General features: G+C 47.2%; 19 protein-coding genes and 1 rRNA gene. 1 reads left to right on the top strand and 19 read right to left on the bottom strand.

Annotation, left to right across the window (positions count from 1 at the left end):
* Nucleotides 1–242: 242 nt before the first annotated feature.
* From sigH to BLS14_RS31065, 10 genes are all read right to left on the bottom strand, one after another.
* Nucleotides 243–887: an RNA polymerase sporulation sigma factor SigH gene (gene sigH, locus BLS14_RS31110; protein WP_024633601.1), complete on the bottom strand. Its 645-nt coding sequence runs from the start codon at nt 885–887 to the stop codon at nt 243–245.
* Between the two features lie 171 nt (nt 888–1,058).
* A complete protein-coding gene (locus BLS14_RS31105; protein ID WP_063567417.1) occupies nt 1,059–1,580 on the bottom strand; it encodes an NYN domain-containing protein in 522 nt (173 codons plus the stop codon).
* A 5-nt stretch (nt 1,581–1,585) separates the two neighbouring features.
* Nucleotides 1,586–2,332, bottom strand: coding sequence for a 23S rRNA (guanosine(2251)-2'-O)-methyltransferase RlmB (gene rlmB / locus BLS14_RS31100; protein ID WP_063567416.1), 747 nt, complete (start codon nt 2,330–2,332; stop codon nt 1,586–1,588).
* 86 nt (nt 2,333–2,418) lie between these two features.
* Nucleotides 2,419–2,943 (bottom strand): Mini-ribonuclease 3, encoded by a 525-nt coding sequence (locus tag BLS14_RS31095; protein WP_079697651.1) that lies wholly within the window; start codon nt 2,941–2,943, stop codon nt 2,419–2,421.
* Complete coding sequence (cysS, locus tag BLS14_RS31090; protein ID WP_090955710.1) at nt 2,940–4,340, bottom strand: cysteine--tRNA ligase; 1,401 nt, start codon at nt 4,338–4,340, stop codon at nt 2,940–2,942. Before cysS ends, BLS14_RS31095 begins: the two co-directional genes overlap by 4 nt.
* 29 nt (nt 4,341–4,369) lie before the next feature.
* A complete protein-coding gene (gene cysE, locus BLS14_RS31085) occupies nt 4,370–5,035 on the bottom strand; it encodes a serine O-acetyltransferase (protein ID WP_063567438.1) in 666 nt (221 codons plus the stop codon).
* A 592-nt stretch (nt 5,036–5,627) separates the two neighbouring features.
* Entirely contained in the window at nt 5,628–7,091 is a 1,464-nt protein-coding gene (gltX, locus tag BLS14_RS31080; protein WP_064642087.1) for a glutamate--tRNA ligase, read from the bottom strand.
* A gap of 33 nt (nt 7,092–7,124) precedes the next feature.
* Entirely contained in the window at nt 7,125–7,601 is a 477-nt protein-coding gene (gene ispF / locus BLS14_RS31075) for a 2-C-methyl-D-erythritol 2,4-cyclodiphosphate synthase (protein WP_053779226.1), read from the bottom strand.
* Nucleotides 7,598–8,290: a 2-C-methyl-D-erythritol 4-phosphate cytidylyltransferase gene (gene ispD / locus BLS14_RS31070; RefSeq protein WP_090955708.1), complete on the bottom strand. Its 693-nt coding sequence runs from the start codon at nt 8,288–8,290 to the stop codon at nt 7,598–7,600. The genes ispF and ispD overlap by 4 nt, the downstream gene beginning before the upstream one ends.
* 93 nt (nt 8,291–8,383) lie before the next feature.
* Nucleotides 8,384–9,469: a PIN/TRAM domain-containing protein gene (locus tag BLS14_RS31065; protein WP_063567412.1), complete on the bottom strand. Its 1,086-nt coding sequence runs from the start codon at nt 9,467–9,469 to the stop codon at nt 8,384–8,386.
* A 174-nt stretch (nt 9,470–9,643) separates the two neighbouring features.
* Here BLS14_RS31065 and BLS14_RS31060 point away from each other — a divergent pair, with 174 nt between their 5' ends.
* Nucleotides 9,644–10,039 carry a nucleoside triphosphate pyrophosphohydrolase family protein gene (locus BLS14_RS31060; RefSeq protein ID WP_024633611.1) on the top strand — a complete coding sequence of 132 codons (396 nt, stop codon included), beginning with the start codon at nt 9,644–9,646 and terminating at the stop codon, nt 10,037–10,039.
* A 123-nt stretch (nt 10,040–10,162) separates the two neighbouring features.
* Here BLS14_RS31060 and pssA read toward each other — a convergent pair whose 3' ends face one another.
* The 9 genes from pssA to rrf all read right to left on the bottom strand — a co-directional run.
* A complete protein-coding gene (gene pssA, locus BLS14_RS31055) occupies nt 10,163–10,894 on the bottom strand; it encodes a CDP-diacylglycerol--serine O-phosphatidyltransferase (protein WP_063567411.1) in 732 nt (243 codons plus the stop codon).
* Nucleotides 10,895–10,937: 43 nt separating this feature from the next.
* The gene (disA, locus tag BLS14_RS31050) at nt 10,938–12,014 is read right to left on the bottom strand and encodes a DNA integrity scanning diadenylate cyclase DisA (protein WP_063567410.1); all 1,077 of its coding nucleotides are present in this window, start codon (nt 12,012–12,014) and stop codon (nt 10,938–10,940) included.
* 13 nt (nt 12,015–12,027) lie between these two features.
* The gene (gene radA, locus BLS14_RS31045) at nt 12,028–13,395 is read right to left on the bottom strand and encodes a DNA repair protein RadA (protein ID WP_063567409.1); all 1,368 of its coding nucleotides are present in this window, start codon (nt 13,393–13,395) and stop codon (nt 12,028–12,030) included.
* 294 nt (nt 13,396–13,689) lie between these two features.
* Entirely contained in the window at nt 13,690–16,152 is a 2,463-nt protein-coding gene (clpC, locus tag BLS14_RS31040) for an ATP-dependent protease ATP-binding subunit ClpC (RefSeq protein ID WP_063567408.1), read from the bottom strand.
* Between the two features lie 187 nt (nt 16,153–16,339).
* The gene (locus tag BLS14_RS31035; RefSeq protein ID WP_063567407.1) at nt 16,340–17,410 is read right to left on the bottom strand and encodes a protein-arginine kinase McsB; all 1,071 of its coding nucleotides are present in this window, start codon (nt 17,408–17,410) and stop codon (nt 16,340–16,342) included.
* Between the two features lie 28 nt (nt 17,411–17,438).
* Complete coding sequence (locus BLS14_RS31030; protein ID WP_063567406.1) at nt 17,439–17,963, bottom strand: protein-arginine kinase activator protein McsA; 525 nt, start codon at nt 17,961–17,963, stop codon at nt 17,439–17,441.
* A gap of 30 nt (nt 17,964–17,993) precedes the next feature.
* Nucleotides 17,994–18,455 (bottom strand): CtsR family transcriptional regulator, encoded by a 462-nt coding sequence (locus tag BLS14_RS31025; RefSeq protein ID WP_063567405.1) that lies wholly within the window; start codon nt 18,453–18,455, stop codon nt 17,994–17,996.
* 472 nt (nt 18,456–18,927) lie between these two features.
* A complete protein-coding gene (gene eis / locus BLS14_RS31020) occupies nt 18,928–20,103 on the bottom strand; it encodes a GNAT family N-acetyltransferase (protein ID WP_063567404.1) in 1,176 nt (391 codons plus the stop codon).
* A 200-nt stretch (nt 20,104–20,303) separates the two neighbouring features.
* Nucleotides 20,304–20,398 (bottom strand): 5S ribosomal RNA (gene rrf / locus BLS14_RS31015); the annotation flags it as partial.

The following is a 20,398-nucleotide window of genomic DNA, read 5'->3' as shown; positions in this document are numbered from 1 at the left end:
GCCGCGAATTTAGGCCTACCTAAAACACTTTATCATAAGGGTATAACCATGTCAATGAAAGAATAGCCTTTCATCAATGGGTAAAAAGTTCCTATCAAACACATTCAGTTTCTCATCTCTGTTTTTCTCTTCTCCTGCATGGACCAAGCGATTACTAGTATAATCATTCTTTAACTTTATAAACTTGAGGCAGCAAAAAAAGACTCAAACCCCGAGCCTTTTCCGTCAACGACAACATGTGTTCAATTATCTCGAACTTCCAGGTACTTTTCAAGTTTACGCTTCACGCGCTGAAGTGCATTATCAATGGACTTTACATGCCTGTCCAAATCCACTGCAATCTCTTGATAAGATCTCCCGTCCAGATACAACATCAATACTTTACGTTCCAGATCACTCAGAATCTCAGACATCTTATCTTCCAGGCCCACAAACTCTTCCTGATTGATGATAAGTTCTTCCGGATCGCTGACCTGTGTTCCACAAATCACATCGAGTAACGTACGATCGGACTCTTCGTCATAAATAGGTTTGTCCAGTGATACATAAGAATTAAGCGGAATATGCTTCTGACGTGTTGCTGTCTTGATTGCCGTAATAATCTGTCGTGTAATACACAACTCGGCGAAGGCTTTGAAAGAAGCGAGCTTGTCCCCTTTGAAATCCCTAATGGATTTATAGAGTCCAATCATTCCTTCTTGAATGATATCTTCCCGGTCAGCCCCAATCAGAAAATAAGATCTTGCCTTGGCGCGTACAAAGTTACGATATTTGTTAATCAAAAACTCCAGCGCTTCGCTTTCACCTTCACGGACCGCTTCGACAATGTCTTCGTCACTTTGGTAATCATACTTGGATAACATGATATCTTTGAGGTCGACACTCACAGACAATCCCTCCGGCTGCAACGCAAGGTACCCCGTTACTCTACTCTATGAAATATAGGATCAGTATATATGATGGTACCTCACACCGTCAACCACGCTATGCCTAAAAAAGAACATCAATAACATAATTGTCAAGAGTTTCAAAATTCTAATTTTTGTAAAACCGTGCTGTTATTCCCGGCGCCACCGCTCAAACTGCTTCAAAACATCCGGACTTAACTTCCCGCCGAGTGTATTTCGCGTTGCTTTAGCTTGATCTTCTTCCAAACGTTTCTGTAACTCTTTTTCGTTCTGCTCTACTTCGATCAGCAATTCCCTTGCGGATACACGCAGAGCTCCCTGTCCAAAAATGACATGCTGCTCTACCATATCGCTTGTAGCCACATAGATTTGGCGTCTTCGCGTGCTTAGTTCCCGAACGAGTCTCTCAATGCATTCGTCTGCCGTCTCTTTTTCCTTTGTAAAAAAGATCTGCACTTTGCTCTGTGTAAAGGATTTACCGAGTCCAGGCACGAGGTAGGCGTCAAAAACAACAATGACTCTCAGGCCGGAGAATGCCTGATAGTCGGCTAGTCGAGATAGAAGCCTGTTGCGGGCCTCCTCCAATCCACTCTCCGCCAATCTGGATAGCTCCGGCCAGTCACCAATCATGTTGTACCCGTCTACAAGAAGCACATCACGGGAATCAGCCATATCTTCTAGTCCTGCGCTTGGCGCGAGCGGAGCACCTCATACATGACAACACCCGCTGCCACGGAAGCATTCAGGGAATTAATCTGACCTTGCATCGGCAATTTGATCAACACATCGCATTTCTCACGAATGAGTCGTCCCATTCCCTTGTTTTCGTTTCCGATCACGAGGGCTACCGGGCCTGTAAAGACGCCGTTACCAAACACGCTCTCCTGAGCAGCCACATCTGTGCCTACGACCCATACGCCCTCTTCCTTGAGACGGTCAATGGTTTGACCCAGATTGCTTACACGAGCCACTGGCACATACTCCACCGCACCTGCTGAAGTTTTGGATACAGTCACTGTAACTGCAGCTGAGCGCCGTTTGGGCACAATGACACCATGCGCACCCGTGCAGTCTGCCGTCCGCAAAATTGATCCAAGATTATGTGGATCTTCGATCTCATCCAGCAAAATCAAAAATGGATGTTCATTTTTAGCAGCCGCTGCAGCAAGAATGTCTTCAACCTCTACATAAGCGTAAGGAGCCGCTTGCGCCATCACACCCTGGTGTTGAATGCCCGGAACTGTTTGATCCAGTTTACGCTTGTCTACGTGCTGAATGACAACACCTAATTTTTTTGCTTCAGCGATAATAGGCTGAGTCAAATGTTTTTGCGCTGTATCTGCAATCCATATTTTATTAATGGTCCGGCCTGAACGCAGCGCCTCCGTTACGGAGTGCTTACCGGCGATCCATTCTTCTTCCATCTTTGTTCGATCCTCTCTATAACGCCCTGTGATTTACTGCACCCTAATCGGCGCACCCTACAGAAGCGGCTTTGTTGTAATTTATATTATTTTGTCGGTGATTGCGAATGTTGTTCCGCATGCTCGATACCCCGGCGAATCAGTTCAATCATGCGATCATGCCGACCACTGCTATACAGGTAACCGATCAGACACTCCAGAGCCGTGGCATGTCTATACTCCAAAACGTCTGCGTTTTTGGGAATACTGCCAGACTTGGCATTACGACCTTGTCTGACAATGTCACGCTCTTCCTCGGTCAGCTCAGCCTCAATACCTGTGAGAATACGGCTTTGTGCCTTCGCCGATACCAAACCGGTCGCACTACGGTGCAGATGGTTAGGACGCATGTTGGCTTTGGATAACAGATACTGCCGTACTGCTACCTCATATACCGCATCACCAATGTAGGCGAGAGCGATGGGAGGAATCAACCGTGCAGGCCGGGAGGGGGGATAAGGAAACCATCCTCCCTGGTCAACGCTCAGAGACTGTTCATCTGTCTGCTGTTCATCTCGTTGCTCGGTATGCTCGACGGATTCTGACAACTTTTTCAGTTGTTCCTCGCTCATTTGCGCCGCCATCTCATTCCTTGAGCCGTATCCTCAAGCAAGATGCCCTGCGCAGACAGTTCATCCCGAATTTCATCAGCCCGCGCCCAGTTTTTGGTTTTGCGTGCTTCGTTACGTTCTACAATTAGACGTTCGATTTCTTCGTCCAAAAGCTCCGGTTCAGCCTCGGTATAGATACGAAGCACTGCATTCAACTCATTGAACAATTCCAGCAGAGCACGAATGTCCGCAGCGTTTACCACATCTTGCTGCAACAGTTGGTTAGCTTCCCCAGCCCACTCAAACATTGCCGTAATCGCATCAGGCGTATTGAAGTCGTCCTGCATTTTCTCATGATACTGCTGACGAATCTGCTCCAGTCTCGCTGCAAACTCAGCTGACACAGCCTGATCCACGCTCACAGCCTGCAAGCGATGATTAAGGTTACCTACGGCATTTGCGATCCGGTCCACACTATTCTGTGCCTGTTCCATCGTATCTTCCGTGAAGTTCAACGGATTGCGATAGTGAGTAGACAACATGAAATAACGAATGGCTTCGCGTTTATATTGATTGCGAAGGTCTTTGACAAGCACACCGTTGCCGAGTGATTTCGACATTTTTTCGTTATCAATACGGATGAATCCGTTATGCATCCAGTAGTTTGCCAGTGGTTTACCAGTCAACACCTCGGATTGAGCGCATTCGCACTCATGGTGAGGGAACTGCAAATCCTGTCCTCCGCCGTGAATATCCAACGTATCCCCCAGGTATTCCCGTGCCATGGCAGAGCACTCGATATGCCAGCCCGGACGACCATCGCCCCATGGACTGGACCAGAAAATCTCACCCGGCTTCGCAGCTTTCCAGAGGACAAAGTCTTCTGGATGCTCTTTGCGCTCATCTACACCAATACGAATTCCAAACTGTAATTCCTGAAGGTTTTGCTTCGATAGTTTGCCGTACTCCGCAAATTTGCCTGTGCGATAATATACGTCACCCCCATTTTCATAGGCGAAGTCCTTTTCAACCAGCTCACGGATAAAATCAATAATAAGCGGCATGTTTTCGGTCACTCTTGGATTACTGCTTGCCTTCGGAATACCCAGCCCTTCGAGATCCTCGTAGTACGCTGCAATAAACTTCTCTGCGACATGAGGAACATCCGTGCCAAGCTGCTCAGCTTTACGAATGAGCTTATCATCGACATCCGTGAAGTTTACGACATAGTTCACCTCATGTCCGGTCTGTTCCAAATATCCGCGAACTGTGTCGAAAAAGATAACTGGACGTGCATTCCCGATATGAATGTAATCATATACCGTCGGCCCGCACACATACATTTTCACTTTCCCCGGCTCTTGAGGAACAAAATTCTTTTTGGTACGACTCATCGTATTGTAAATTTGAAGCGTCATAGTCACTTTCCTTTCATCCGTTTCCATCATTATTCTATTGTACCACGGGAAAACTCACTTTCACGTGTACTCTGCAAAGTACGCACTTCTTCACGTAATCGTTCGATTTCTTGCTGCATAGTGCGCAGGGAATCGATGACCGGATCGGGAAGCTGCTGATTCAGACGGTCCACCCGGCGGCCATCCTGCTTCACGATTCTGCCCGGTATGCCTACAACGGTGCTATTCGAAGGGACTTCCTTCAGCACAACCGAGTTCGCACCAATATTACATTGATCCCCCACGCTGAAGGAACCTAGCACCTTCGCTCCGGATGAGATAACCACATTATTGCCAATTGTCGGATGTCTCTTCCCTTTTTCTTTACCCGTTCCGCCAAGTGTGACCCCCTGATAGATGACAACATCGTCGCCAATTTCACACGTTTCCCCAATCACCACGCCCATGCCATGGTCAATAAACAACCGATTGCCAATCGTAGCGCCTGGATGGATTTCGATGCCTGTCATAAAGCGGCTGACCTGTGAAATGAACCGCGCGAAAGAAAACCATCTCCGCTTGTATAAAAAGTGTGCCACCCGGTGCGCCCATATCGCATGCAGCCCCGAGTAGGTAAATACAACCTCAAACCATCCCCGGGCCGCCGGATCGTTTTCAAACACCGCCTGGATATCTGATCTGATCTTCTTGAACATGCTCGTTCCCCTCTTGTTCAGGTCTTCGTCCTCCGGCTTTCCGGATGGCGCGGCCCTCATGGTAGTGTTCTTCTGACTCGACCTAAATAGAAAACGCCTCTGCAGCTATTAAGCTGCAGAGGCGTTTATCGCGGTCCCACTCTGCTCGGTTCATGCCTTAACATACAAGAACTAGGCTACCTGTTATAGCTGCCTCATATCCTTGCACAAGAATGAACCCTCAACAGTTCCGTAACGGGAACCAACCGTCACAACCTATCCTGACGTTTTCCTCTCTCCTACATAACGAGAGGCGGGGCCGGATTCGGCTATGCAGCTCACGGGTGCATTTCGACTGACGGACAGCGGATGACTCACAGCCACCTCAGCAAAGAATCTTGTTCTTTACTGCGGGACCATCCTCTCTGAATCTGTCCGGTTCAGCCTACTTCTCCCGGTCTTTGCTGTTTTTATGATGAATGATAAAATCATACCATTTAACCTTTGTGTTGCTATTATAGCGAAAAGGTTATGGACTGACAACAATCTTCCTTCATATCGGTGGGAACGAAGTTCCATCCTTAAGTCAAAGTAGACTAAACAAGGGCGTTACTTACGCGCCTTTTACCTGAGCATGCAATCGATCAATGACCGTATCGCGGCCAAGCAGTACAATTGTTTGGTTCAGATCGCGTCCATGAGTCTGTCCTGTCAGAGCTACACGGATCGGCATAAACAGCTGTTTACCCTTAAATCCGGTCTCTTTCTGAACTTCTTTGATCAGCGCAGCCATCTTGCTTGGTGTAAATTCGTCGCTAGCCTGTACTTTATCAGCAAATGCCTTCAGAACGGTTGGTACATGCTCCTCAGCCAGTACAGCAGCCCCTTCACTTTCCAGCTCCAGGTGGGAACGGAAGAACACTTCCGACAACTCCACGATATCGGAGGCAGAATTCATTTGCTCTTGGTAGAGATGAACAAGCGTATATGCCCATTCTTTTTGTTCAGGTGAGAGCTCAGCTGCAATACGTCCCGCTTTTTGCAGATGTGGAATCGCCATTTCGGCAATGCGATCTGGTTCAGCATTTTTGATGTAGTGGTTGTTCAAGTGAGCCAGCTTGTGTGTATCAAATACCGCCGGGCTCTTGGACAGACGCTTCGTATCAAAAATGGAGATTAACTGCTCCTGCGAGAAGATCTCTTCTTCTCCTTCAGGCGACCAGCCAAGCAGGGAGATGAAGTTAAACATCGCCTCAGGCAGATAGCCGAGCTGATCATATTGTTCAATAAACTGAATAACGGATTCGTCACGTTTACTCAGCTTTTTGTGGTTTTCATTCACGATCAACGTCATATGACCGAATTGCGGCGGCTCCCAGCCAAGCGCTTCATAAATCATCAGTTGACGCGGTGTGTTAGAGATGTGATCTTCCCCACGCAGGACGTGGGAGATTTTCATCAAATGATCATCGACAGCAACTGCATAGTTGTACGTAGGAATGCCGTCTTTTTTCACAATAACGAAGTCGCCGGATTCCTTGCTGTTGAATGAGATTGTTCCTTTGACCATGTCATCAAACGTATAGATGCGTTCTTCCGGTACACGGAAACGAATACTCGCCACACGGCCTTCCGCTTCAAATGCGCTCTGTTGCTCCGGTGTCAGATCACGGTGTTTACCCGAATAACGCGGAGTTTCTCCACGTGCTGTCTGTTCCTCACGTTCTTGCTCCAGCTCTTCTTCCGTGCAATAACAGCGGTAAGCCAGACCTTTATCCAGCAGCTCCTGCGTATATTTACGATAGATGTCCAAACGTTCCGTCTGACGGTATGGTCCGTACTCGCCGCCGACATCAATACTTTCGTCCCACTCGATTCCGAGCCATTTCAGGTATTTCAGCTGGCTTTCCTCACCACCGGCAATGTTGCGTTTCACGTCCGTATCCTCAATACGAATAATGAATTTGCCGTTATTATGTTTGGCATACAAATAGTTAAACAGCGCCGTACGGGCGTTCCCGATATGCAGGTGTCCCGTTGGACTCGGCGCGTAGCGCACGCGAACTTCGGTGCTCATAATATCCCCTCCGTCTCTAATTGGTTGATAATATCACACGCGAACAAGGCAAACAACCGATTGGGCAGCTATACCCTCTCCCCGTCCAGGGAATCCGAGTTGCTCTGTTGTTGTCGCTTTGACATTCACCTGAGTTACATCCGCTTCAAGTGCCTTGGCAATAACTTCGGCCATCTGCGGAACATAAGGTGCCATCTTCGGTTTCTGTGCAATAATGGTTGAATCAATGTTCCCCAGACGGTATCCACGATCCTTCACCAACTGCCAGACATGCTCCAGCAGTTTCAGGCTATCAGCATCTTTGAACTCCGGATCCGTATCCGGGAAGTGTTTGCCAATATCCCCAAGTGCAAGCGCACCAAGAATGGCATCACTGATGGCATGCAGCAGCACGTCTGCGTCCGAGTGACCCAGCAGTCCTTTTTCATAAGGGATCGTTACCCCGCCAATAATGCATGGGCGTCCCTCTACCAGTTGATGTACATCGAATCCCTGTCCTACACGTATCATCGCTTCTTCTCTCCCTTGAGCAAAAACGCGGCGTATTCCAAATCTTCCGGCGTCGTTAATTTGATGTTCTTATAACTGCCTTCCACAACCTTGACCGACATTCCCTGGCGTTCAGCCAGCATTGCGTCATCCGTTCCTAGAAATCCGTCCCGGTCCGCCGATTCGTACGCAATCAGCAGGGAAGAAAGACGAAAAGCCTGCGGGGTTTGAATGCTCCACAGACTGCTGCGGTCCGGCGTCGCCGTAACGATTCCATCCGCATTTACTTGTTTGATCGTGTCCTTCACTGGAACGGCCAATACAGCTGCTCCACCCGACATGGCGGCCTTCATACATCCCATAATCTGCTCACGGTTTATAAAAGGACGTACCCCGTCGTGAACGAGGACCCAGTCTGTCCCTAGTGCCTTAAGGCCTTCGTGGACCGAATGCTGTCTCTCTTTCCCTCCGGGGATGACACGGACATGTGATTCCAGTCGGTATTCTTTTACCCATTCCTGGCAGCGTTCAACATCGGTAGCTCCCGTGACCAGCACCATTTCGCTGACCTCGTCCATAGCCGCAAACACTTCAAGCGTATGTATGAAAACGGGCTTGTCCTGCAGCAGCAGAAACTGCTTACTCTCGGTTGTTCCCATCCGGGTTCCCCGACCTGCCGCCACAATGACAATACCCCACCCTTTATCCATGCCGCAATCCCTGCCTTGTCTGTCAGTTTACCGTTCGGAGATATAATACAGTTATATTATAAACTCTAACGATACACTACCCATCATACCGCTTTATTGGGCTTTTTCCAACAGTTTCGGCTTGGCAAAAATCATTCGTCCTGCTGACGTCTGCAGCACACTGGTCACCAGCACTTCCATCATCATGCCGATATACTCGCGTCCGCCTTCCACAACAATCATCGTGCCATCATCCAGATAGGCTACACCTTGACCGTGTTCCTTACCATCTTTGATAATCTGCACCATAATCTCCTCACCTGGCAATACCACGGGCTTAACCGCATTGGCGAGATCATTGATATTTAGCACGGATACACCTTGCAATTCACAGACCTTGTTCAAGTTGAAGTCGTTGGTGACAACTTTACCCTGAAGCACCTTGGCGAGCTTGACCAGCTTGCTGTCCACTTCCGAAATCTCCTCGAAATCACCTTCATAGATGAGCACTTTAACGTCCAATTCCTTCTGAATTTTATTCAGAATATCAAGCCCACGCCGTCCTCTGTTCCGTTTGAGCAAGTCCGATGAATCTGCAATGTGCTGCAATTCCTCCAGAACGAATTCCGGGATTACAATCGTGCCCTCGATAAATCCGGTTTTGCATATATCCGCGATGCGACCATCGATAATTACACTGGTATCCAAAATTTTGTGCTCTTCTAGCCGTCTTTCCTCATCCACCTCAGGATGACCCCAGCGTCCTGACATCCAGAAGGCCGCCAGATCGTCTTTCTTCGCCATTGCAAGCATATAGCCTATATAGCTACTTACGACCGTCAGTGCCACTTGCAGCACTTCTCCGGCCGTCCCCAGCCATGCTACACAAGGATATAACAGCAAGGCCACCAGCAGTCCTGCAACTGTACCCGCCGCACCCGCAGCCAATTCATTCATCGGTACTTTGGCCAACGAATCAATACTATTATGTAGTCTGGTTGCCATTAATGTTCCACCAATGTTACACACGGACATAAACAATACAGCACCTAGTAGGGTTGATACCCCAGCCCCCAATAATCCTGCTGATTGAATCCATTCAGCCATCCAAGGGACGGATTTTCCTGCCAGATGATATGCCGTGTAGCCGAACCATGCACCGCACAATCCTGTAAAAGTTAAAATGCCTTTTTTCCACATAAGTCCCTGCACCTCCTTCAATATAACTTCATCTTTATATCCAGTATGATCCAATTCTCAGATTGCTAATCCCGCTTTTGAAGAACTTTTTGGAAATGTTGCAATCGTCAGTTGAAAGAAGGTAAATTATTGGCATATAATGAATTCAATTCATATCCCGAGGTGAGTAGCAAAATGAGTACGCTAAGTTTACAGGCTTTTCAGGATCAAGTTTCCGAGCTGTTGCTGCGTCATCGCAGCCTGATTGATGTACTGTCCAAAACAGGACAAGCCGGCGCCTCTGTCAACCGTGCCGTGTCCAAGGCCATTACCGAATGCGGCTGCATTGAGCTGCACGCCACCAAGCAGAAATATGCCCCAGAGAGCGACATTGCTCAATCAAAAGGCCTGCTGGAAACGCATGTGGAAGGTGAATTGTGCGAGAATTGTAAAGAGGTGATCAGCTCTGAACTAGGGCGGAACCTGTTTTATATGTCGGCTCTCTGCAATCTGCTAGACATCAACATGGAAGAGGTCGTAAATCACGAGTCACAGAAATGTTCGACGTTAGGGATGTTCAATTTGTCGTAAACAATACGTATTTCATTGCAAATGGTTAAGTTAACGTATAGATTTTAAAAACAAAAATAAGCACGTATTCTCCTGTTGAGGAGCATACGTGCTTTCTTTTTATTTCCCGAAATGATGGAATGCCTAGCGATCGGAAGGACGGGAAGACTTCTCTTCTTTACGCTTTTTGGCTCGGTTCCGCGAGGCTGCCGTCCGCATATTATGCTTCATCCCATATAGAGCGTATAACACAAGTGGAATAAAGATCAATTTGGACAATTGTTCTGGAAACATAACAGCCACCACTACCGCGAAGACGATGACCCAAGGTGCAATCCAGATCGCTTTACGCGGTAGACCAACCTTTTTGAAATTGGGATATTTCAGCGAACTTACCATCAGATACGATAACAGCAAGGTCGCAATCATCATACTCACGGGACCGATATCCTTATTAAACAGGGATAGTGTTGCCAGTACCCCTCCAGCCGCTGGGATCGGCAAACCTGTGAAGTACCCGGGAATACCGGGGCGAACGTTAAACCGGGCTAACCGGATAGCCCCACAGATTGGAAAGCTTGCGGTTGCGATCCAGGCGAGAACCGGAGTTGCGTCCTGAAACGAGACCATGAATATAATTAGAGCTGGAGCTGCACCAAATGAAACCATGTCAGACAAAGAATCCAGCTCTTTGCCAAACTCACTCTGGGCATTAAGTGCACGTGCGACACGGCCATCCAGGCCATCCAGTAACATCGCAATAATGACCAAAATGGCAGCCAAACTATACTTCCCATCAATTGCAAGCAGGATTGCCATCATTCCAAGAAACAGATTACCCAAGGTAAAGAGATTCGGAATGAATCTGGTTAACATCGTTGTTTCACCTCATTATTTTCAAGCCGTTATAGGCAAACCCTTACATTTGTCTGTCAATAAACATCTGCTCCTGCAAACGCTTGAGACCTTCCTTAATGGTTCGGGCCCGTACCTCTCCAATCCCGTCCACTTCGTCCAGCTCTTCTATTGTAGCCATAATGACATGAGGCAATTGTTCGAATTGATCCACCAGGTTATGGATGATGACATTCGGCAGGCGGGGTATCTTATTTAATACCCGATATCCCCGAGGTGCAACCGAATCTTCAGACGTAGCCGCTGACGAAGGGTATCCCAGAAGACGTACAATATGATGTGCATCCAGCAATTCATCGTCCGACAATCTTTTCAGACCAACGATAATCTCACGGATTTTGTCATCACTGTCATCACGGGCATAGTCCTTATACAGCAACCAGGCTTCCTCTTCTGTTGTACCGACGAGCTCCTCCATCTGCATGGAGATCAGACGTCCCTCGTTGCCGAGTTCATGAATGTAACGCTTGATTTCCGTTTTGATGCGCATAACCATTTCCGTACGCTGAATGACATTGACTACCTCAGGAATCGTTACCAGTTCCTCGAACTCGGCGGCGCTCAGATTCGTAAGGGACTGTGTCAATACAGCCTTGTATTTCTCCAAGGTTTGAATCGCTTGATTCGCCTTGGTCAAAATAACCCCGATTTCCTTGAGGGAATACCGTAGTGTTCCTTGGTATAAGGTGATAATATTCCGCCGCTGCGATATAGATACGACTAATTTGCCTGTTTGTTTCGCGACACGCTCAGCCGTCCGGTGACGGATCCCCGTCTCAGATGAAGAGATGGATGAGTCAGGAATAAGTTGAGTATTGGCGTATAGAATACGTTTTAAATCCTCGCTAAGGATAATGGCACCGTCCATCTTGGCGAGTTCATACAAATAGTTCGGGGAGAAATCACAGTTAATCGAGAATCCTCCATCCACCACTTCCATTACTTCAGGGCTGTATCCTACAACCAGCAGTGCACCCGTCTTGGCGCGCAGCACGTTCTCCAGACCTTCGCGGAAAGGTGTACCTGGTGCAATCAGCCTTAACAATTCGTTCATATTATCCAGTTGGCTCGAATCTTTCATCTTGTTATGCCCCCTAATCTAAAGCAACCGCTAGTGCATCTGCCACGGTATTCACACCGATCAGTTGTATCCCGCGAGGATGTTTCCAGCCCTTTAAGCTTTTTTCTGGTAAAATGACACGCTTAAAGCCCAATTTCTGAGCTTCTTTCACACGTTGTTCAGCCCTTGAAACGGCCCGAACTTCACCCGTTAAACCGATTTCCCCAAAGATGACGTCATCTGGCTTGGTCGGTACATCTCTCAAGCTGGATGCGATACTTACAGCAACCGCCAAATCTACTGCCGGCTCATCTAATCTCACACCACCAGCTACGTTCAGATAAGCATCCTGCGTTTGCAAGAACATGCCCATCCGTTTCTCCAGTACCGCAATAATCAGGTTTAATCGATGGAGATCTACCCCTGTTGCCATACGCCGCGGAGAAGGGAAATGTGTGGTTGAAATCAATGCCTGCAATTCCACAAGCAGAGGACGTGTGCCCTCCATGCTGGCAACTACGGTAGAACCAGCCACACCCAGAGGACGTTCTGACAAAAAGAGCTCAGAAGGGTTGCCTACTTCACGAAGTCCATCTTCGCCCATTTCAAAAATGCCGATCTCATTGGTCGAACCAAAACGGTTCTTTACCGCACGTAAAAGGCGATACGTATGATGCCGTTCTCCTTCAAAATAAAGAACACAGTCCACCATATGTTCCAACATACGTGGACCTGCAATGGCGCCTTCTTTCGTAACATGCCCCACAAGTACGGTTGCAATGCCTCGCCCTTTGGCGATTCGCATGAACCGTGAGGTACATTCCCTTACCTGAGCTACACTGCCGGGTGCACTGGTGACTTCTGGCAGATATACGGTCTGAATAGAGTCGATGACTAGAAAATGCGGCTGGATCTGCTCTACCGCTTCCTCTACCCGCTCCATATTGGTCTCACATAGTACATATAACTCAGGAGACAGCGCACCCAGACGGTCAGCCCGCAATTTCGTTTGCTTAACTGATTCCTCACCTGAGACATATAACACACGCAAACCTGAGTGAGTCAAAGCATGAGATGTTTGCAACATCAATGTTGATTTTCCGATTCCGGGGTCTCCGCCCACCAGAACGAGAGATCCTGGAACAATTCCGCCGCCCAAAACCCGGTTCAGTTCTTCAATTCCAGTCTGTACACGCGGTTCCTGACCGCTATCTATATCTATGATGGGAAGTGGCTTATCTTTACTCTCAAAGAGAGGGGAATTTCTCCCTTGTGTTTTGACCACCGTTTCGGTTTCTTCCACCATTGAATTCCAAGACTGACAACCCGGACATTTGCCGTACCATTTGGGGGCTTCATAGCCGCATTCCGTACACTGAAACTTGGTTTTAACTTTGGCCACTTCAGCACTCCTAGGATTTATTTTATAACAGCATTTTGCATTTTTCGACGAATTTTGCCTTAATTCCCTGACGTGCAGGGTTAATAAAAGTTTACCATTGTTTGAGATTTTTCGTAAAGGATTATCGCAAACTTTACACATGTTCGTAGCGCTTCAAAGTTTATTTTCTGATAAACAACAGCTCTGGGTCTCTGACTGGCACAAAAACACAAAAAAATCCTTCCCGACTAAAGCCAGGAAGGATTTTTGTTTTATACATCAGACTCAGTAGTTATGTCACTAGTTGAGTGTTACTTATTTCGTTTCGATTTCCTCAGTGGAAGGAACAACAACGTCTTTTTTAGTTACAGACAATGCTCCATTCTCTTCATCGATGAGCAACGAATCACCTTTAGTCACATTACCCGTGAGCAATTCTTCCGACAATTTGTCTTCAATATGCTTCTGGATCGCCCGACGAAGCGGACGAGCACCATAGGCTGGATCGAAGCCTGCTTTGGCAAGGAAAGCCTTGGCATTGTCTGTGAGCTCGAAGTCGACCTCGTATTCATTCAGACGTTTACGAAGCTCTTCACTCATCAGTGTAACAATCTCAGCAATGTGTTTTTCTTCAAGAGAATGGAACACGATAATTTCATCAATCCGGTTAAGGAACTCAGGACGGAAGCTTTTCTTCAGCTCATCCATCACTTTACCCTTCATGTTATCGTAATCCGCACCTGCATCCACTACTGCCGTAAAGCCCAGTGTAGAGTTGCGTTTGATCGCTTCTGCACCCACATTGGATGTCAAAATAATCAACGTATTCCGGAAGTCTACGACGCGACCTTTGGAGTCGGTCAGACGACCATCCTCAAGCACTTGCAGCAAGATGTTGAATACTTCAGGATGTGCTTTCTCGATTTCATCGAGCAGGACGACAGAGTAAGGTTTGCGACGAACTTTCTCTGTCAGCTGTCCACCTTCTTCATATCCCACATATCCCGGAGGAGCTCCGACGAGTCTTGAAGTGGAATGCTTCTCGCCATACTCGGACATATCAATCCGGATGACTGCATTTTCATCCCCGAACATGGCTTCTGCAAGAGCACGAGCCAGCTCGGTTTTACCTACCCCTGTAGGACCAAGGAAGATAAATGAACCCATTGGACGTTTCGGATCTTTCAATCCAGCACGAGCACGACGAACTGCACGACTGACGGACTTCACAGCCTCATCCTGACCAATGACACGTTCATGCAGAATTGATTCCAGATTCATCAAGCGTTGTGTCTCTTCTTCTTTCAGCTGATTCACCGGAATACCAGTCCAGCTGGCTACTACTTGTGCGATATCCTCAGGAGTTACCTCGGAATCCGTGCGACCTTGTTTTTCTTTCCATTGGTTCTTCGTTACATCCAGCTCTTCACGGATTTTTTGTTCCGTGTCACGCAGAGCTGCTGCCTTTTCGAACTCCTGGCTTTGAACCGCTGCGTCTTTTTCCTTCCGGATATCCTCGAGACGGCTCTCCAGTTGTTTGAGGTTAGGTGGGATCGTGTAAGAGTTCAGTCTTACTTTGGAACCCGCCTCATCAATCAGGTCAATCGCTTTGTCCGGCAGGAAACGGTCTGTAATGTACCGATCAGACAGTTTAACCGCCTGCACAATCGCTTCATCCGTAATTTTTACCCGGTGATGCGCTTCGTAACGATCACGTAAACCATGCAAAATTTGAACCGCTTCTTCTGGAGAAGGCTGATCGACCGTAATCGGTTGGAAACGACGCTCTAGCGCAGCATCCTTCTCGATATATTTGCGATATTCATCCAACGTTGTAGCACCGATGCACTGCAATTCTCCACGGGCCAAAGCCGGTTTCAAAATGTTCGAAGCATCAATTGCACCTTCCGCTCCGCCTGCACCAATCAGGGTATGCAATTCGTCGATGAACAAGACAATGTTACCCGCTTGACGAATTTCATCCATAATTTTTTTCAGACGATCTTCGAATTCACCGCGATATTTTGTACCTGCAACAACTGAACCCATATCCAATGTCATGACACGTTTGTCACGCAAAGTCTCTGGAATTTCGTTGGCGATGATTTTTTGTGCAAGTCCTTCAGCGATAGCTGTTTTACCTACACCTGGCTCACCGATCAGTACTGGGTTGTTCTTGGTACGACGGCTCAGCACCTGGATAACACGTTCGATTTCTTTACTACGTCCAATCACTGGGTCCAGGTTGTTCTCCTTGGCATACGCCGTAAGATCACGTGCCAGACTGTCCAGTGTTGGTGTGCTGACATTGGAAGGCGTACCATTATGACTGGATACAGCTTCACTGCTGCCAAGCAGTTGCAGCACTTGTTGACGTGCCTTGTTCAAACTAATACCCAGGTTGTTCAGCACACGTGCTGCAACCCCTTCGCCTTCACGAATCAATCCAAGCAGGATATGCTCTGTGCCTACATAGGTATGGCCCAATTTGCGAGCTTCATCCATAGACAATTCAATCACTTTTTTCGCACGAGGCGTATATGCAATGTTCGTAGGTTGCTCTTGGCCACGGCCAATTAGCGTCTCTACTTCATCTTGAATTTTTTCCAATCCGAGTCCCAGGCCGATCAGCGCTTTGGCTGCGATGCCTTCGCCTTCACGAATGAGGCCGAGCAAAATGTGCTCTGTACCGATGTTATTATGACCAAGACGGACAGCTTCTTCCTGCGCCAATGCGAGCACCTTTTGGGCCCGTTCCGTAAATCTTCCAAACATCATATCTCCTGCACCTCCATGGTTTTGGATAAAACGGGGGCTGTTGAAAGGATCCCACCGTATTCTTCATATCATTTTTGTTTGCAGCCGTGCTGCGAATAAAATCATTCAGCATTCATTTATAGAAATGCTCTATTATATAAAAGCCGCATCTGCGGCGTGAAACCTTTATAAACAACTCTTGAACAACCTAGGATTGATTGGCTGCACTGATCGTATCACGGATCAACTGAGCCCGATATATGTCACGCTCATCTGTCCGCATGTCTTCCCCAAATGTTTTCTGCAAAAAGCCCGGCTGCGTCATCACATTCAACTCGTTCATCACGGTAATGGACAAGCCGTCCAACAATCCGAGATCAACACCAAGTCGAACATCAGACAGACGCTGTGCAGCTTCCTTCGAATCGACGATGGCTGCATGGGACAAAATGCCGTAAGAACGCATAACCCTGTCGGTAATCCGCAATCTGGAGTCCGTAATTAACCGTTCTCTGGCGGTACGCTCATGCCCAATCATCTGTAACACAACACTATGCAGGTTATCGATGACTTCTTGTTCCGTCTGCCCCAGTGTGATCTGGTTCGAGATCTGGAACAGGTTACCCATCGCCTCACTGCCTTCACCGTAAATTCCCCGTACAGTCAGTCCGACTTGGGAGACTGCACTTAGAATGCGGCCAATCTGCTGTGTCATCACCAGAGCGGGTAGATGCATCATGACAGATGCTCTTACACCTGTACCTACATTCGTAGGACAGCTGGTTAAATATCCTCTGCGGTCATCAAAAGCGTAATCCACATGCGCTTCAAAAGCATCATCTATGGCGGAAGCTTTCTCCCAGGCTTCTTTCACCTGGAACCCCGGATAGAGGCACTGGATACGAAGATGATCCTCTTCATTAATCATAATACTGACAGATTCATCCTCACTGAGAATAACAGCACCATTTCTGGATTCGTTCGCAAGACTGGGACTGATTAAATGCTTCTCCACCAGCACCCGTTTGTCAAGGTCATCAATATCAATCAGATCTAGGGTATGAAAATCTCCAAAGGCATGAACGTCATCATATTGAAGTACTTCGCTCAGCTTATTCAGCACTTCTTCCGATTGCTCATTGGAAGCCAGCATCGGAAACGGATAATGCTGCAGGTTGCGTGCGATCCGGACTCGGCTGCTAATGACGATTTCGGAATCAGCCGCATCACTACGCATCCAGTCGCTGAGCGCCTTCTCTGTAAAACGCAGATTAGGCATTACGCATCCCTCCTACTCATCACAAACTTTACTCCTGAGCTATTTCTTTTTCAAGTTCCCTGATCTGATCACGAATTTGAGCGGCTTCTTCAAACTCCTCTTGCGTTATGCTCTCCTGAAGATCCCGTTTCAGATCAGCAATCTGTCTTTTGACCTTGATGCGACCACCAGCCCGTGCAGGCACTTTACCCACGTGGGAAGTGCTACCGTGAACCCGTTTGAATAGGGGGTCCAAACGACTGTCAAAATATTTATAACAAGAACTACAGCCAAAACGGCCGATTTTACTAAACTGTGAATAGGTCATGCCGCATTCTTCACAACGAAGGGATTGCGCGGGTGTTGCTCCCGCACTGCCATTCTTGCCTGAGGGTTCAAAATCAAGCAACCCGGACAATAAGTTATGAATGGAAAATCCGTTGGATGTTCCGGGAATCATTTCCCCTTTTTCACGAGCACATGACTCACAAATATGGAATTCCGTCTTCTCTCCGTTCACGATCTTCGTGAAATGGAGTGTTGCCGGACGGTTGTTGCATTCTTGGCACAGCACAATGATGTACCCCCTTGATCCCGATAGTTTTCATTTACCGAGCAAAGATATTAACATCGCCTTTAACATTCTGGCACGAATTTGATCCCGGTAAGGAAGTTTGACCAATATAATCTCTCTCGATACAGCTGCCCGCATCAACCCGGCTTCCCTTTTGCTCAAGAAACGTGCTTCTTCCAGTTGGTAGATCAGACCTTCGGCAGCTGTCTGCCCGATCTCATCTCCAATACTATGGTGCAAATGGTTATGCAGAGCCGAGTGAGCCGGCAATTCAATCCGCTGTATGCGAACATAACCGCCGCCGCCACGTTTACTCTCTACAAGATAACCTTTTTCGAGTGTAAATCGGGTGCTGATGACATAATTGATCTGGGAAGGCACACATGAAAATTGATCAGCCAGATCATTACGTTGAATTTCGACCAATCCTTCGGGACTTTCATGCAAAATACTCTTCAGATATTGTTCGATAATATCAGAGATATTACGCATCCACTCATCCTCCACTGTCTGAAACGTTAAGTCAATAAGGACCCACACGCCCCTACAGAGTACACCTTCTCAACCCATTTAACCAATCAAGGAAACAGCGAAACTGATCTTCAACGGTCTTTAACAGGAGAGCGAAGGACGCTCGAAGGTCCTTTAATATTGCTTTTATCCGCTGATGTGTACTACCTTCAATATGGCTCCCACCACCGGATTGCAGAAAGAAAGTTACGTAAGTATTTAACCTTTAGTTGACTTTGACTTTCTTTGACTTTATATACATTATAGCATATTTTGTGGTTTTGCCAAGAGGGAGCACTATTCATTTTTTACGATTTTACACGAAATATTCGGCTGACACAAAAAAACCTCTCCAAAATAGCTGGAGAAGTCCATTTGTCTCACACTAGCATCGTAATGCTATACAAGTTAAGTCTATGAAATTGATCCTAAAATACTCGTTACTCTATGAGGATCAGAAAAAATCAAGTAAATACGTTTCCCGTTCAGGAATCGCTTGCTCCAAAGCCTTAATCGCTCCATTCGGTCCTTCAATTCTACCTATTTGAGCCATCTCTGCGGGCCTACGATACCCCATCAGCATTGCGGTGAGCGCCTGTATGTCTACTTTAACAGTCTGATCCTTAGGTGCCGACTCAGATGTTTTCCATATCGAAGCTGTACCATTCATCGCCACATTCAACTGCCATACCCCTTCATTCCATGGTGCATGGGCATCCTCTACCTGGAGATTAATCTGTACTGGTGAGTCTGGGCTCGCAAAAGGATACTGTGAAATAAATTGTTCTACACTCACAATACGTGCCATGAAGAAAGGTACAATTTCCTGCTGAATCCGCGGATTATCTAATTGAAAAGCAAGCATATCACTGGCTGGTGCCTGTAAAGTGACTTCCTCAATCATAGAATCATGGTTGGCAATAAAGGTCCACAAACCTTGTCTTGTCTCTTCATTCAGATAAATGATCTCTTTAATGGTAAACTTTCTTTCCTTAACCTCATATAAAACATAGCCTTGTGCTTTACCAGCTTCATCATAATATACAGCCTTCTGGCTGGCGCCATTAGATAGAACTGAATTCTCCCATCTCGCATCATCCCGAATCAAGGTTCCGTTATAGCGTTCAGCGTACGCACTGTATACTTCCTTTAATATACTGAGTCCCGGATCGCCACGGCGAATTGTTCCAGGGGTTGCCTTTTTCGCAGGCAGATGAGCTGTAGGCACTTTATATCGTTTAAACTCAACATACGTCTCCCATCCATATCTCCGATAAAATGCAAAAGAAAACGGATGCAAAAACGATATACTTTGTTTGTTACGGTTCATTTCCTCCAGCGCATGCTTCAACAGCCCAGCTACCCAGCCTTTACGTCTATATTCTGGCCATGTCGCTACTCCCGCAATACCGCCCATCTCGAACGATCTCCCATGAATATAGGTTTGAAAAGGAATAATATGAAGTTTGGCACCCAATTGTCCTTCCTCAAATACACCCCATATATCCTGTGAATCAAATTGACTCCGTCTCTTCTCCGTTTGCTCTTCACTCATTACCACTTGAAAAGCATACTCGGAGAGTGCCATAGCTGGCTCAAAATCATCTACGGTTAATTTCTGAATTTCCATGTCGTCCTGCACCCCGTTCTCTAAGTTATGATATCTTTCAAATCATGGCCTGATACGTGATGTATGTATCCATTTATGAGTGTGTCAGAGGAACGGGACAAAGTCAAACAAGAGATGCGCGGGCATCTCTCGGGGATAACGATCTATATTAAAAAACACAAATAAAAACCACCACCGAATAACATCGGCAGTGGTTCTTCGCTTGGCGGCGTCCTACTCTCCCAGGACCCTGCGGTCCAAGTACCATCGGCGCTAGAGGGCTTAACGGTCGTGTTCGGGATGGGTACGTGTGGAA

It is taken from the genome of Paenibacillus sp. OK060 (assembly GCF_900101205.1).
GTDB classification, from domain to species: Bacteria; Bacillota; Bacilli; order Paenibacillales; family Paenibacillaceae; genus Paenibacillus; species Paenibacillus marchantiae.
The sequence above is the reverse complement of the archived record's forward strand: the minus strand, read 5'-3'. Positions and strand labels throughout refer to the sequence as shown.

Bases quoted from the DNA above. Each gene is read 5' to 3' on its own strand.
- BLS14_RS31105 (WP_063567417.1), bottom strand. From the start codon at position 1,580: ATGGCTGATTCCCGTGATGTGCTTCTTGTAGACGGGTACAACATGATT.
- rlmB (WP_063567416.1), bottom strand. From the start codon at position 2,332: ATGGAAGAAGAATGGATCGCCGGTAAGCACTCCGTAACGGAGGCGCTG.
- BLS14_RS31095 (WP_079697651.1), bottom strand. From the start codon at position 2,943: ATGAGCGAGGAACAACTGAAAAAGTTGTCAGAATCCGTCGAGCATACC.
- cysS (WP_090955710.1), bottom strand. From the start codon at position 4,340: ATGACGCTTCAAATTTACAATACGATGAGTCGTACCAAAAAGAATTTT.
- cysE (WP_063567438.1), bottom strand. From the start codon at position 5,035: ATGTTCAAGAAGATCAGATCAGATATCCAGGCGGTGTTTGAAAACGAT.
- gltX (WP_064642087.1), bottom strand. From the start codon at position 7,091: ATGAGCACCGAAGTTCGCGTGCGCTACGCGCCGAGTCCAACGGGACAC.
- ispF (WP_053779226.1), bottom strand. From the start codon at position 7,601: ATGATACGTGTAGGACAGGGATTCGATGTACATCAACTGGTAGAGGGA.
- ispD (WP_090955708.1), bottom strand. From the start codon at position 8,290: ATGGATAAAGGGTGGGGTATTGTCATTGTGGCGGCAGGTCGGGGAACC.
- BLS14_RS31065 (WP_063567412.1), bottom strand. From the start codon at position 9,469: ATGTGGAAAAAAGGCATTTTAACTTTTACAGGATTGTGCGGTGCATGG.
- BLS14_RS31060 (WP_024633611.1), top strand. From the start codon at position 9,644: ATGAGTACGCTAAGTTTACAGGCTTTTCAGGATCAAGTTTCCGAGCTG.
- pssA (WP_063567411.1), bottom strand. From the start codon at position 10,894: ATGTTAACCAGATTCATTCCGAATCTCTTTACCTTGGGTAATCTGTTT.
- disA (WP_063567410.1), bottom strand. From the start codon at position 12,014: ATGAAAGATTCGAGCCAACTGGATAATATGAACGAATTGTTAAGGCTG.
- clpC (WP_063567408.1), bottom strand. From the start codon at position 16,152: ATGATGTTTGGAAGATTTACGGAACGGGCCCAAAAGGTGCTCGCATTG.
- BLS14_RS31035 (WP_063567407.1), bottom strand. From the start codon at position 17,410: ATGCCTAATCTGCGTTTTACAGAGAAGGCGCTCAGCGACTGGATGCGT.
- BLS14_RS31025 (WP_063567405.1), bottom strand. From the start codon at position 18,455: ATGCGTAATATCTCTGATATTATCGAACAATATCTGAAGAGTATTTTG.
- eis (WP_063567404.1), bottom strand. From the start codon at position 20,103: ATGGAAATTCAGAAATTAACCGTAGATGATTTTGAGCCAGCTATGGCA.